Annotated in this window: 12 protein-coding genes and 1 pseudogene; 1 reads left to right on the top strand and 12 read right to left on the bottom strand. The window is 72.0% G+C overall.

Annotated elements, in window-relative coordinates; translation table 11 throughout:
* Positions 1 to 33 precede the first annotated feature (33 nt).
* From ACIQ6R_RS10235 to ACIQ6R_RS10195, 9 genes and pseudogenes are all read right to left on the bottom strand, one after another.
* On the bottom strand, positions 34 to 687 hold the full coding sequence (locus ACIQ6R_RS10235) for a response regulator (RefSeq protein ID WP_404174584.1): 654 nt from the start codon (positions 685 to 687) through the stop codon (positions 34 to 36).
* Positions 672 to 1,955 carry a sensor histidine kinase gene (locus ACIQ6R_RS10230; protein ID WP_404174581.1) on the bottom strand — a complete coding sequence of 428 codons (1,284 nt, stop codon included), beginning with the start codon at positions 1,953 to 1,955 and terminating at the stop codon, positions 672 to 674. The genes ACIQ6R_RS10235 and ACIQ6R_RS10230 overlap by 16 nt, the downstream gene beginning before the upstream one ends.
* A 52-nt stretch (positions 1,956 to 2,007) precedes the next feature.
* Positions 2,008 to 3,042 carry an SDR family oxidoreductase gene (locus ACIQ6R_RS10225; protein ID WP_404220099.1) on the bottom strand — a complete coding sequence of 345 codons (1,035 nt, stop codon included), beginning with the start codon at positions 3,040 to 3,042 and terminating at the stop codon, positions 2,008 to 2,010.
* Between the two features lie 69 nt (positions 3,043 to 3,111).
* Positions 3,112 to 3,469 (bottom strand): annotated as a pseudogene (locus ACIQ6R_RS10220) (helix-turn-helix domain-containing protein).
* A 333-nt stretch (positions 3,470 to 3,802) separates the two neighbouring features.
* Entirely contained in the window at positions 3,803 to 4,732 is a 930-nt protein-coding gene (locus tag ACIQ6R_RS10215) for a DUF6891 domain-containing protein (RefSeq protein WP_404220097.1), read from the bottom strand.
* Positions 4,733 to 4,847: 115 nt separating this feature from the next.
* On the bottom strand, positions 4,848 to 5,879 hold the full coding sequence (gene glnII / locus ACIQ6R_RS10210; protein ID WP_404220095.1) for a glutamine synthetase: 1,032 nt from the start codon (positions 5,877 to 5,879) through the stop codon (positions 4,848 to 4,850).
* A gap of 487 nt (positions 5,880 to 6,366) precedes the next feature.
* The gene (locus tag ACIQ6R_RS10205) at positions 6,367 to 7,074 is read right to left on the bottom strand and encodes a hypothetical protein (RefSeq protein WP_404220093.1); all 708 of its coding nucleotides are present in this window, start codon (positions 7,072 to 7,074) and stop codon (positions 6,367 to 6,369) included.
* A 98-nt stretch (positions 7,075 to 7,172) separates the two neighbouring features.
* Positions 7,173 to 8,045: a hypothetical protein gene (locus tag ACIQ6R_RS10200; RefSeq protein WP_404220091.1), complete on the bottom strand. Its 873-nt coding sequence runs from the start codon at positions 8,043 to 8,045 to the stop codon at positions 7,173 to 7,175.
* A 58-nt stretch (positions 8,046 to 8,103) separates the two neighbouring features.
* Entirely contained in the window at positions 8,104 to 8,463 is a 360-nt protein-coding gene (locus ACIQ6R_RS10195; RefSeq protein ID WP_404174564.1) for an arsenate reductase family protein, read from the bottom strand.
* A 183-nt stretch (positions 8,464 to 8,646) separates the two neighbouring features.
* Here ACIQ6R_RS10195 and ACIQ6R_RS10190 point away from each other — a divergent pair, with 183 nt between their 5' ends.
* Positions 8,647 to 8,961, top strand: a complete 315-nt coding sequence (locus tag ACIQ6R_RS10190; protein WP_055417700.1) for a hypothetical protein — start codon at positions 8,647 to 8,649, stop codon at positions 8,959 to 8,961.
* Positions 8,962 to 9,150: 189 nt separating this feature from the next.
* On the opposite strand, the gene ACIQ6R_RS10185 is transcribed toward ACIQ6R_RS10190, so the two are convergent.
* The 3 genes from ACIQ6R_RS10185 to glnA form a co-directional block, all read right to left on the bottom strand.
* The gene (locus tag ACIQ6R_RS10185) at positions 9,151 to 10,350 is read right to left on the bottom strand and encodes a winged helix DNA-binding domain-containing protein (RefSeq protein WP_404220089.1); all 1,200 of its coding nucleotides are present in this window, start codon (positions 10,348 to 10,350) and stop codon (positions 9,151 to 9,153) included.
* A 105-nt stretch (positions 10,351 to 10,455) separates the two neighbouring features.
* Positions 10,456 to 10,713, bottom strand: coding sequence for a hypothetical protein (locus ACIQ6R_RS10180; RefSeq protein ID WP_404174559.1), 258 nt, complete (start codon positions 10,711 to 10,713; stop codon positions 10,456 to 10,458).
* A gap of 217 nt (positions 10,714 to 10,930) precedes the next feature.
* Positions 10,931 to 12,340, bottom strand: coding sequence for a type I glutamate--ammonia ligase (gene glnA / locus ACIQ6R_RS10175; RefSeq protein ID WP_404174558.1), 1,410 nt, complete (start codon positions 12,338 to 12,340; stop codon positions 10,931 to 10,933).
* Positions 12,341 to 12,457 lie beyond the last annotated feature (117 nt).

Genomic DNA, 12,457 nt, shown 5'->3' with positions numbered 1-12,457 from the left:
GGTCCTGTGGGACGGGTGGGATCGGCGACCCGGTCAGCGGCCGCGGTCCAGATACGCCAGAACGGCCAGTACCCGACGGTTGTCGTCGTCCGAGACCTCAAGGCTCAGCTTGGCGAAGATGTTCGCCGTGTGTTTCGCGATCGCCCGCTCCGTCACGACGAGCTTGCCGGCGATCGCCGCGTTGGTCCTCCCTTGCGCCATCAGCTCCAGCACCTCCAGCTCCCGGGGCGTCAGCCGCTCCAGCGGCCGGTCCTCCGCCGCACGCCGGCTGAGCAGTTGCTGGATGACCTGCGGGTCCATCGCCGTACCGCCCGCCGCGACCCGCCGTACGGCGTCCACGAACCGCTCCGCGTCGAAGACCCGGTCCTTGAGCAGGTACCCCACCCCGCCGCTGCCGTCGGCGAGCAGCTCACGTGCGTACAACTGCTCCACGTGCTGGGACAGGACCAGGACCGGCAGCCCCGGCCGCTCGCGGCGTGCCTCCAGCGCGCACTGCAGCCCCTCGTCGGTCAGCGTGGGCGGCAGGCGTACGTCGACCACGGCGACGTCCGGCTCCAGTTCGGCCAGCGCCCGGGACAGCTCGGGGCCGGTCTCGACGGCCGCGACGATCTCGAAGCCGTGGGCCTCCAGGAGCCGGACCAGTCCGTCCCGCAGCAGGAACAGGTCTTCGGCTAGGACAACGCGCAAGGGATCTCCATGGTGACCATGGTGGGGCCGCCGACGGGCGAGCTGACGGCCAGGACGCCGTCGAATGTACCGAGTCGGCGTTCCACCCCGGCCAGGCCCGACCCCGCGCCGGTCACCGCGCCGCCCTTGCCGTTGTCGGTGACGGCGATGCGCAGATGCCCCTCGGTGTGGTGCACGTCGATCCAGATCCGGTCGGCGCCGGAGTGCTTCACGGCGTTGGTGAGGATCTCGCTGACCGCGAAGTATCCGGCCGCCTCCACGGGCGCCTCCGCGCGGCCGGGCAGGTCGACCTCGACCTCGACGGTGACGGGCAACCGCAGTGCCAGGGCCCGTACGGCGTCGCCCAGGCCGCGTTCGGCGAGCACCGGCGGGTGGATGCCGCGTACGAGTTCGCGCAGTTCGGTCAGGGCGTCGGCGGAGGACTGACGGGCCTGTGCGAGCAGTTCGCGGGCCTTCTCCGGGTTCTTCTCCAGCAGTGCCTCGATGGTGCCCAGGTCCATGCCCATGGCGACCAGCCGGGCCTGCGCCCCGTCGTGCAGGTCGCGCTCGATGCGGCGCAGTTCGGCGGCGGAGGTGTCCACGGCGTCACGGCGGGTCTCGGTCAGTACGCGTACCCGCTCGGCGAGCCGGCCCTGGCCGGAGCCGAGGATCGCGCCGGTGAGCCGGAAGTGGGCGTGCAGCAGGCGAGGGGTGAGCCAGAGGGCGGCGAGGAGGAGCCCGGCGCCGAGGCCCGCGGCGTAGAAGGCCGAGGTCTGGTCGGTGACCCGGACGAAGCCGTACCAGTACCCGTCGGGCAGGACCCGCCACAGCCCGGCCGCGATCGCGAACCCCTCCAACGGGTACAGCGGCAGCACGAAGGCCAGCAGCGCGGTGGTGAAGCCCGCCGTCATGTCGACCGGCAGCCACAGGAAGTCCCGCCAGGTCGCCGGGTCACCGAGCATCCCGAAGGTGCGCGCCCACGGATTGGCGTTCTCGGGCAGCGGCCGGTACGCCCGCTGGATCCGCACCCCGCCCCACTCGGCGGCGAGCAGCCGGCGCCGGTCGGCGAACGCCCGCACGCCCGTGAGCACCCACGGAGTGGTGACGAGGCCGATGCCGATCGGGACGAGGGCGATCGAGACGAGGGTCAGGCTGAAGCACAGCACCGAGCCGATCAGGGAGATCAGTGCGAGTGCGAGTCCCCGCACGGCCGCCAGTGCCACGTTCCGCGTCCGTGTCGTCCGGACGGGGTGCCGGTGCCGGTCGTCGCTCTTCGTCTCGATGTTCATGCCGTCAGTCTTCCGGAGGCGTCGGTGCGGGGCACTGGGCCCGGCCCCCCGGTCAGGGGGTGGTGCCAGGTACACCCTCGCCGGGCCGGCCGCCGTCGGCCGCGAGCACCTTCGCCTCCGTCTCCGGGTCCAGGCCGACCGGCGGCCGGTCCGGGCGCCGGGGCGCCGTGCCGCCGATGCTCCGCAGCCAGGCCCAGGTGTCGGTGACGGTGGCGCCGACCGGCCGACAGCGCAGGCCCGTCGCCAGCGCCCGGGACACGTCCGCGCTGTGCAGGGCGTCGTGCAGGTCGCTGCCGGGCGGTGTCCACACGGGCAGTTGCCCCCACGGCTCGATGCCGGCGGCGAGGACGGTTTCGGGGGCGGTCCAGCGCAGTTCGGGCGTGCTGCCCGTGGCCGTCGCGCAGGCGTCGAGCAGGGCACCCATGGTGGTGTGCCCCGGCGGGGAGACCAGGTTGTACGGTCCGCTCAGCTCCTGCTCGACCGCTCCGAGGGCCCAGTCGGCGAGGTCGCGGACGTCGACGTACTGGAGGGGGAGGTCCCGTGGGCCCGGCGCGAGCACCGGCCCGCCGCGTGCGACGCGGTTCAGCCACCAAGGCAGCCGCCCGATGTTCTCGTACGGGCCGAGGATCAGCCCGGCCCTGACGAGTACCGAGCGGTCCGCGCCGAAGGCGTCCAGGACGGCCAGCTCGGCGCCCCGCTTGTCCCGGGCGTAGTCGGTCTGACCGGCGTCCGCCGAGGCGCCGTCGACGAGCGGGGCGTCCTCGGTGTACCCGGCGGGCGGGGCCCAGGCGTACACCGAGCAGCTCGACACGTACACGTACCGGCCGGCGCGGCCCCGCAGCAGCCGCGCCGCGTCCCGCACGGCGCCGGGCGCCGCCGACCAGGTGTCGACGACGGCGTCCCACGTGCCGTCCGACAGGGCGGTGAGCCCGTCGGGCTCGGTGCGGTCGCCGTGCAGCGACCGCACCCCGGGCGGCGCCGCGTGCCGGCCTCGGTGGAAGACGGTCACCTCCCAGCCGCGTCCGAGCGCCGCCTCCACCACGGCCCGCCCCACGAACTCCGTACCGCCCAGCACCAGTAGCCTCATGCGGATCACTGTGCCCGGCGCTGTGGCCGGAGGGAACACCGGTCTGCCGTCAGCAGAGGCGGCGGCGGTTCAGCGTCCGGTGGGCGGCGTGTACTTGTGACCGACGCGGCGCACGGTCTGGATCGTCCGCCGGTGTTCGGCGCCCAGCTTGCGGCGCAGCCGGGCGACGCTGCACGTCGACGGTGCGGCCGTCGCCGACGTGTCCGTACCTCCACACGGTGGTGACCAGCCGGTCTCGGGTGTGCACCCGGTGGGGGTGCGCGACGAGGTGCGCGAGCAGTTCGGGCGACAGGAGGTCCGCGATGTCCACCACCTCGTCCCGGTCGACGGCACGCAACCGGTGCCGGGAAGCGCCGGATCCGGCGAGGGCGGTGGCAGGACTGGGGGAGTCGAGGGGGACGGTGGTCAGGGAACGGGTGGTCGCCATGAGACGTCAGCTCTTTCGCGCGAGAGGTTCGTCGGGAGGGGCGACGGGCGCGAGTCGGTGATCGGGCGCGTCGCGGAGACGTACGTCGTGCGCGCCGGCCGAAGGCCCGGGTGTACGGCTTCTAGCGGGCCGGCGCGGTCGTCGCGCGGCAACACACCCGGTCGAAGTCGTCGTGCTGACGGGACGGCCAGAAGGGCTCGAGGTTGTGGCGACCCGTCGCTGCGATCTTCCGGAAGCCGACCATGGGCCCATGGAAGCGGAGACCGGCCCACCGCAGGAGGCCCCTCTCACTGCGTGGACGCCGCTCCTGGCGTGGGGCCGACGCCGTACCGGTCATCCCACCAGGCGTTTGCGCCAGTCCAGCGGTGTCACGGTGATGGCCTTGCCCGGATCGCCGTTCCACTCCGTGGAGAGTCCGGCTGCCGTGCAGGCCGCCACGACCTCGTGGCCGACCGCGGTGGTCGTGTCCTCCAAGCCGTCGAAACCGCCGTAGTGCAGGGCGAGTCCGTACCCTTCGGCCGCGCCCTCCGTGCTCTGCTGGTGGAAGAAGACGAAGCCCCGTGCTCCCTCGCGCTCGGCGCCTATCTCGGTCGTGCCGCAGCCGCGGCAGCAGGTGAAGTTCTCCCGGGCGGTGACGCCGGCGGCCTCCAGGGTCCCGAAGGCCCGGGTGAGCCGGTCGGGGTCGGTGGTCCCGTCGCCCCACGCCTCCTGCTCCGCCAGCCGCTCCAGCCACAGCCGGTCCACGAGCCGCCGTGCCTGGTCCTTCGACACCGGCCGTTCGCCGTGCTCGCCGCCGACCAGGTGATCCTCGGCGATCTCGGCCAGGGCCGGCCGGCTGTCGTAACCGCAGCGCAGCCGCTCCCGCACCCGCTGCTCGACCTTCTCCCGGACGTCGTCCGGCAGTTCCGGGATCTCCTCCCGCGGCCCGGGATCGATCGGCTCCCATGCGACGCCGGTGTCCCAGCCGGGCCGCTCGCGCGCCCAGCCGGTCAGGAGGTCCGCCACCCGGCCGGGGTCATCGAGATCCGTCCCGAAGAAGAGGTGCTCGGCGGCCCGGTACTCCAGCCGGTAGTCCCCGCCTTCCTCGTGCCACACCTGTGCGAACACGTCAGGGATGTCCGGTATCCGCTGGACGACCAGGAACCGGTCGCCGGTACCGCCGATCCGCGTCACCAGCTCGCGCAGCCGGGCCGCCGGAACGCGTGCGTGCGTCTGCCGGTTCTCCGTCTCGACCTTGATGGCGAGGTCTCCGTCGGTCTCCATGCCCCCACAGTGCCATGCACCACCGACAACGCGATCGCGCGGTTCCCGGGGCAGCGCGAAGGGGCGCCCACCGTCGCGGTGGACGCCCCTCCGGGCGAAGCGGGGGCGGGGCGGATCAGACCTGGCCGGCCTTCTCCAGCGCCGTGCAGCAGGTGTCCACCAGCAGGCGGGTCACCACGTACGGGTCGACGTTGGCGTTCGGACGGCGGTCCTCGATGTAGCCCTTGCCGTCCTTCTCGACCTGCCACGGGATGCGGACCGAGGCACCGCGGTCGGAGACTCCGTAGGAGTACTCGTTCCACGGGGCGGTCTCGTGCAGGCCGGTGAGGCGGTCGTCGATGCCGGCGCCGTAGTTCTTGACGTGGTCGAGCGGCTTGGAGCCCTCGCCGAGCGACTCGCAGGCGGTGATGATCGCGTCGTAGCCCTCGCGCATCGCCTTGGTGGAGAAGTTGGTGTGCGCGCCCGCGCCGTTCCAGTCGCCCTTGACCGGCTTGGGGTCGAGGGTGGCGGAGACCTCGAAGTCCTCGGCCGTGCGGTAGAGCAGCCAGCGGGCCACCCACAGCTGGTCGGAGACCTCCAGCGGCGCCAGCGGGCCGACCTGGAACTCCCACTGTCCCGGCATGACCTCGGCGTTGATGCCGGAGATGCCGAGACCGGCCTTCAGGCAGTTCTCCAGGTGCGCCTCGACGACGTCACGGCCGAAGATCTCGTCCGAGCCGACACCGCAGTAGTAGCCGCCCTGCGCGGCCGGGAAGCCGCCCTCGGGGAAGCCGAGCGGGCGGGCGCCCTTGAAGAAGGTGTACTCCTGCTCGATGCCGAAGATCGGCTCCTGCGCGGCGAAGCGCTCGGACAGCTCGGCCAGCGCGGCGCGGGTGTTGCTCGGGTGCGGCGTCATGTCCGTGTCCAGGACCTCGCACAGCACCAGGATGTCGTCGCCGCCGCGGAGCGGGTCGGGGCAGGAGAAGACCGGCCTGAGCACGCAGTCCGAGGAGCTGCCCTCGGCCTGGTTGGTGGAGGAGCCGTCGAAGCCCCAGATCGGCAGGGCGTCCAGGCCCGCGGGGGCGTCCGTGATGATCTTCGTCTTGGAACGGAGTTTGGCCGTCGGCTCGGTGCCGTCGATCCAGATGTACTCAGCCTTGAAGGTCACGGGGCCACATCCTTCGGGGTGGGTCTGGGCGCATTCGCGGGTGCTGCGGCGCTGCGGCACTGGGCGCCGCGTCTACTGCCGTGCAGCGTGTCAACAGGCGATTTCCCGTCCGTTGCCCGTATGTGAACCCCGTGTTACCGGGGGTCGGTGTGGCGCGTATCTCAAGATGCCCGCCCGCCCTCGGCCGCCGCCTCCCGTACGCCGGTCGGGAAGGAGGCGATTGCCTTCAACTCCCGCTCGTCCCGCACCCGCCGCACACGCCGGCCGGCGACCGCCACCCCCGTACGGTCGCCGACCGCGCCGACCGCGCCGGCTGCGGCGCCTGGATCGCCCTGCACCACGCCCCGCACGCGCCCGACCGGGCACGCCGCCTGTTCCTCCTGGACCCGGCCCAGTGCTTCGCCCGGTTCAAGGCGGCCTACCTGCCGCGCATCCCGAACTGGGCCGCCGCCTCCGGGACTCCCACGCTCCGTCAGGCGGCTGAGCCTCAGCCCACCTTCTCGATCAACGCCCGCCGGATCAGGAACTTGCCCTGCTCCCGGACCTGTTCGAACGCCGAGTTGTTGAGCAGTACGCAGCTTCCCGAGACGGAATCGACCTCCACCGTCGTGGACTTGTCGTTGTCGAGGTTGGTCACCTTGAGTCTGGTGCCCACCGGGAACTCGTTGCTGGACGCGGCAGGGGCGCCGCCTTCGCCGGAGACGGTGACGGTGGAGCCGTCGCATACCTGCTCACCGGCCTGCGCGGCACCTCCGGCCTGGTCCCCAACCTGGTCCTCGGCCTCCTGCCCTGTTTCCCGGCCGGCCTCCTGCCCGGTGTCCTGGCCTGCTTCCTGGCCGTCCTGCGGCGGCTGCGGGGCCTGGGAGTCCTGAGCCGACTCCCCGACCGCGCACCCGGAGGCCTCCTGCTTGCGTCCGATCTCCGCGATGACCGCCTCGCGGTTGGCGATCCGGGCCTCCGACTGGGCGTCGGGATCGGCCCGCTGACCCTCGATGAAGCGCTGGTTGTTGCCGAGCGCGGTGGCCAGGCCCTGGCAGACAGAGGAGTCCTGGGCGGCCTTCGTCCGGGCGTTCTGGCCGGCCTCCGAGGCGTTCGAGGCGTTCGCCGCCACGAACGCCCCACCGCCGGCCACCGCCGCCGCGCTGACCAGCAGCGCGATCTTCTTCTTCGTGCCGAGAGTTCTCCTGCGCGACATGCGCGCCTCCAAAAGAGGTAGGGGAGCGTACGCCGCTATGTACGAGATACCGAACGCAGTTGCTCAGCGGTCGGATCGATGCGCACAGGTAACCTGCGTCACACCCCGCCCTGTTCGTACGCCACCACGTGGTCGTTGACGTACTGGAGCAGGCCCTCCGTCTGCCGGGTGAGCTCCGCCTCCCCGGTCTCCGACCCGTCGCCCCACTGGCCGTTCGCGAACACCACCGACCGTACGGTCATCAGCCGCTTGAACACGCCGGCCGACCCGGGCGGCACCGTCGGCAGCCCCGCCTCGGGCGGCGGGTCGAGCGAGATCGTCTGGTACGTCACCGGATCCATGGCGGCCATCGCGAAGACCGACCCGGCGTCCTCCGCGCGCGCGAAGCTCGCCACGGTCACGCTCACCTGCGAGCGCCGCTCGGCGTCCGTGAACAGGGCCGCGGTGAGCCGCAGGCAGCCCTCGCCCTGCTCGATCAGGGCCGCGAGCCGCGGTGACGTGCCCTGGGCGCACTCGGTGGTCGTGGCCAGGTCGACGCGCTTGTACCGGGAGCCGTCGGACAGCCGCACGTTCGTCTCCGGGAAGGCCTGCTCCGGGCGCACGACCGGGCGGGCGAGCAGCGAGGGCAGGGCGGCGGTGACGGAGGGATCGGCGGCGGCCGTGGCGGTCGCGGGGGCGGGCGGCGGCCCGGCTGCCCGGTCGTCACCGTCGCCGTCGCCCGTGTACATCAGGGTGCCGGCAACGACGGCCGCGACGAGGACGCCGCCGGTCGCCGCGAGAACCGCCGTCCGGGTGCGGCGGCGTCTGCGTATGCGGTGCTGCTCGGCCGTCCAGGGCGCCGCCGCGGCTGCCGCGGGGCCGTACGGGCCGTACCGAGCGTGCTGCCCGTGCTGAGCGTGTTGCCCGTGCTGCTCGTAGGGTCCGTGCTGCCCGTACGGTCCGTGCTGCTTTTCTTGATCATCGTGGGTCATGGCGGCGCAGGGTAACAGCGCGGACAGCTCTGAGTCCCGGCGCCCGACAAGGCGTTTCCTAACGGGACAAAGCGTCCCGGACCGCCTCATCGGTGCGGCCCACGACGGCCGTTCCGTCGTCCGCCGTGATGATCGGGCGCTGGATCAGCTTCGGGTGCTCGGCGAGCGCCGTGACCCAGCGGTCGCGTGACGCCGCGTCACGGGGCCAGTCCTTCAGGCCCAGTTCCTTGGCCGCGGCCTCCTGGGTGCGCGTGATGTCCCACGGTTCCAGACCGAGACGGGTGAGCACCTCGCGGATCTCGTCCTCGCTCGGCACGTCCTCCAGATAGCGGCGGACGGTGTAGTCGGCACCCTCGGCGTCGAGGAGGCTGACCGCGCTGCGGCACTTCGAACAGGCCGGGTTGATCCAGATCTCCATGCCGACACGGTAGCCCGAGGGTCCCGAGGGTGCGGAAAACCCGTTCACCCCGTGCGCCACAGTGACCCCGAAAGCCCTTGTGGCCAGGGGCTTTTGTCAGTGGTGGGCGGTAAAATAGAAGCAGTGTTCGAGGGTGTCGCCGGGAGGTCCGGACGGCGCCCTGACCGCGACAGGAGGATGCCCGTGCCCGCTGCCGCACTGAAGCCGAAGCCGTTGCCCACCCAGTCCACCGCCAAGCGGCCCGTCCTGCTCGACCTGCCCTACGAACCCGTGGAGAAGCGTCCGCTACCGGCGGGCCGCCCCCGCGAGTGGTACGTCACGCACAACCGCCGGCTCAAGGCGATGCGGCTCGCCATCGCCCTGCTCGACTCCGGCGTCTACCTGCCGAACCAGGCGCGCAACGAGAGGATACGGAGCGCCGCGGAGACGATCGGCGTCCACCCGCCGTCGGACACGACGTGCCACATGGTGCGGGCGCTGATGCGGTACTCGCGGTGAGTGGTGGCGCCGGGTGCCGTTGGTCTTCGGCGTCCGGCGCCGCTGTCGCCGTCCCCGGGGTCTGCCGCTCCCGGACCCCCGGTCGGCCTGAACGGCCTCGTCCTCGAACGCCGGACGAGCTGAGATATCCGGCCCGGCGCCGAAGTGCTGACCGGCGTCGAAGTGCCACCCGGCGCCGTATGAGCGTGCTCACGCCGACAACTCCCGCTCCAACGGCGTCCGGAACCGCGGAGTCACCCGTGTCGGTCCCACCCAGGCCGCCAGCCGCTCCGCCTCCGCCGCGATCGAGGCCGCCGCCTCACGGCCGGTCCCCTCGCTGCCGATTCCCTCGCCGTCCAGCACCCGCCAGACGATCTCACCGTCGGCCCGCTGGGCCCAGCCGCCGATCACGCGGCCGTTCCACCACACCGTCGGCCCCACGTTGCCACTGCGGTCGAACAGCATCGGCCACAGCTCGGGCGCGAGGTACCAGTCCCGCTGCCGCCAGCCCATCGCCGTCGGGTCCAGGGCGGGCAGCAGCGCCGCCCACGGTTCCGCGGGCCCGGCGACCGGACCGGCGTCACCGGCGACGACGTACCCCGTGCCCTCGTCCAGGGACACCGCCTCCGCGCCGATCGCGGCCAGCGCCCGGCGCACCTCCGTCACGCGCCACCCCGTCCACCACTTCAGGTCCTCCTCGGTCGCCGGCCCGCACGCCGCCAGCCACCGCCGCAGCAGCTCCGCCTGTGCCTCGGCCGGGTCCAGCTGGGGATGCTCGGGCGCCGGCGCCCAGCGGAACTGGCTGGACGTCCAGGAGCCCAGTGGCCGGCCCCGGACGACCTTCCCCTCCACGCCCAGCACCCTCAGGAGCCGGGTGGAGACGGTGTGCACGCCCTCGTAGCTCTTCCCGGCCGCGTACACGAACTGCTCCTTCAGGCGCGGTTCGTCCCGGGCCAGTTCGGTCGCCGTCGCCTGGCCGCGCCGGGCCAGCGCGGCCAGGGTCGACTCCTCGACCTCGGTCAGCCAGGCCGCGTCCGGGGCTCCGGCCTCCGCCATGTTCCTGAGCAGCGTGGCCCGCTCCCTGGCGGCGACGGTGAGGCCGGTCGAGGCGTGCACGACCGCGGTCAGCTCCATCGGGAACACGAACACGGTGTGCCGCATGCCGTGCATGCGGACCAGCGTCCCGTCCTCGTACAGCGCCCGCTCCGTCCCGCCCACGGTCCTCGCCGCGTCCGCGAGCCGTGCGCCGACGGCCAGGTGCACGGTCGCGGGGTCCGTGCCGTGCAGTGCGACCAGCGAACCGGCGACCTCCTCCGGGCTCCCCGCCCGGGACGGTCCCGCCAGCCGCTGCCGCAGCGCGAGCCGGTCCCGCCGCTCCGCCGCCCCGATGTGCCGCCGCCCGTCGCCCATACCGGCCTCCACCCGCCCGTAGCGTCCTCGGTACGGCCATCCTGCCCGACGCCACTGACAGTCCCGGGCCGGACGGCCCGGTGAACGGTCTACCGATTGAACGATCTAGTAGGACGCCCGGAAGTTGGCGTACCCGAACAGGACGATCACCGCGGCCACGCAGCCCAGCACCACCGCCGTGGACACCCACGACGACCGGCGTCCGGAGCCCACGTGCTCGGGGTCGGCGCGGAAGGGGACCGGCCCGGGCGGGTTCTCCTTCCAGCGCGCGGCGAGCATCCGGGCGCGTGCGGAGGGTTCCTTGTGCTCGGCACCGTCCGCCCACTTGATGTCGAACTCGCGTTCCTCGTCCCGATCGGACATGTCCGGTCCCTCTCCCCGTCCCCCGACTCGAACAACCGTGTCAGTGAACATGATCCCGGCCCTCGTTCCCTCTGTGAAGCTTTTCGGCCAACGGGCCAACGGGCCAACGGGCCAACGGGCCAACGGGCCGGCGGGCCGGCGGGCCGACGACGGCGCCCCCGCCCCTGACGAGCAGGAGACGGGGGCGCCGGACGACCCGGGACGACCCGGGCGTCGATCACACGTCGAAGTACATCTCGAACTCGTGCGGGTGCGGACGCAGCTGCAGCGGCGCGATCTCGTTCGCGCGCTTGAAGTCGATCCACGTCTCGATCAGGTCCGGCGTGAAGACGTCGCCCTGGAGGAGGAACTCGTGGTCGGCCTCCAGGCGGTCCAGGACCGCGCCCAGCGAGGTCGGGACCTGCGCCACGTTCGCGTGCTCCTCGGGAGCCAGCTCGTAGAGGTCCTTGTCGATCGGCTCGGCCGGCTCGATCTTGTTCTTGATGCCGTCCAGGCCCGCGAGCAGCAGGGCGGAGAAGGCCAGGTACGGGTTGCCGGAGGCGTCCGGCGCGCGGAACTCGACGCGCTTGGCCTTCGGGTTCGAGCCCGTGATCGGGATACGCATCGCGGCCGAGCGGTTGCGCTGCGAGTACACCAGGTTCACCGGCGCCTCGAAGCCCGGCACCAGGCGGTGGTAGGAGTTCACCGTCGGGTTGGTGAAGGCCAGCAGCGACGGGGCGTGCTTGAGGATGCCGCCGATGTAGTAGCGGGCCATGTCCGACAGGCCGGCGTAGCCCTGCTCGTCGTAGAAGAGCGGGGAGCCGCCCGACCAGAGCGACTGGTGGACGTGCATGCCCGAGCCGTTGTCACCGAAGATCGGCTTCGGCATGAAGGTCGCCGTCTTGCCGTTCTTCCAGGCCACGTTCTTCACGATGTACTTGAAGAGCTGGAGGTCGTCGGCGGCGGCGAGCAGCGTGTTGAACTTGTAGTTGATCTCGGCCTGGCCGGCGGTGCCCACCTCGTGGTGCTGGCGCTCGACCTGGAGGCCGGACCGCTCCAGCTCCAGGGAGATCTCGGCACGCAGGTCGGCGAAGTGGTCGACCGGCGGGACCGGGAAGTAGCCGCCCTTGTAGCGGACCTTGTAACCGCGGTTGTCCTCCAGGGCACCGGTGTTCCAGGCGCCGGCCTCGGAGTCGATGTGGTAGAAGGACTCGTTCGCGCTGGTGGCGAAGCGGACGGAGTCGAAGACGTAGAACTCCGCCTCCGGGCCGAAGAACGCCGTGTCGGCGATGCCCGTGGAGGCGAGGTAGGCCTCGGCCTTCTTCGCCACGTTCCGCGGGTCGCGGGAGTACTGCTCGCCCGTGATCGGGTCGTGGATGAAGAAGTTGATGTTGAGGGTCTTGTCCCGGCGGAACGGGTCGACGCGCGCGGTGGACAGGTCGGGGCGCAGGGACATGTCCGACTCGTGGATGGCCTGGAAGCCGCGGATCGAGGAGCCGTCGAAGGCCTGCTCGTCGTCGGGGTCGAACGCCGCGGCGGGCAACGTGAAGTGCTGCATGACGCCCGGCAGGTCGCAGAACCGGACGTCGACGAACTTGACGTCCTCGTCTGCGATGTACTTCTTGACGTCGTCGGCGTTCTGGAACATCCAGCTCCTCCTACTCCCGACCGTCCCGCCGGGGTGGTAGATCGTTCGTGCGGCCAGTGCGGGTGGCACACGCTTCCTCGACCCTAGGGACGGGTGATTTCTCGGGCGTGACCCATT

The organism is Streptomyces sp. NPDC096048, from assembly GCF_044763415.1.
Classification (GTDB): domain Bacteria; phylum Actinomycetota; class Actinomycetes; order Streptomycetales; family Streptomycetaceae; genus Streptomyces.
Note: the sequence above shows the minus strand (reverse complement) of the source record. Positions and strands in the feature narration are given on the sequence as shown.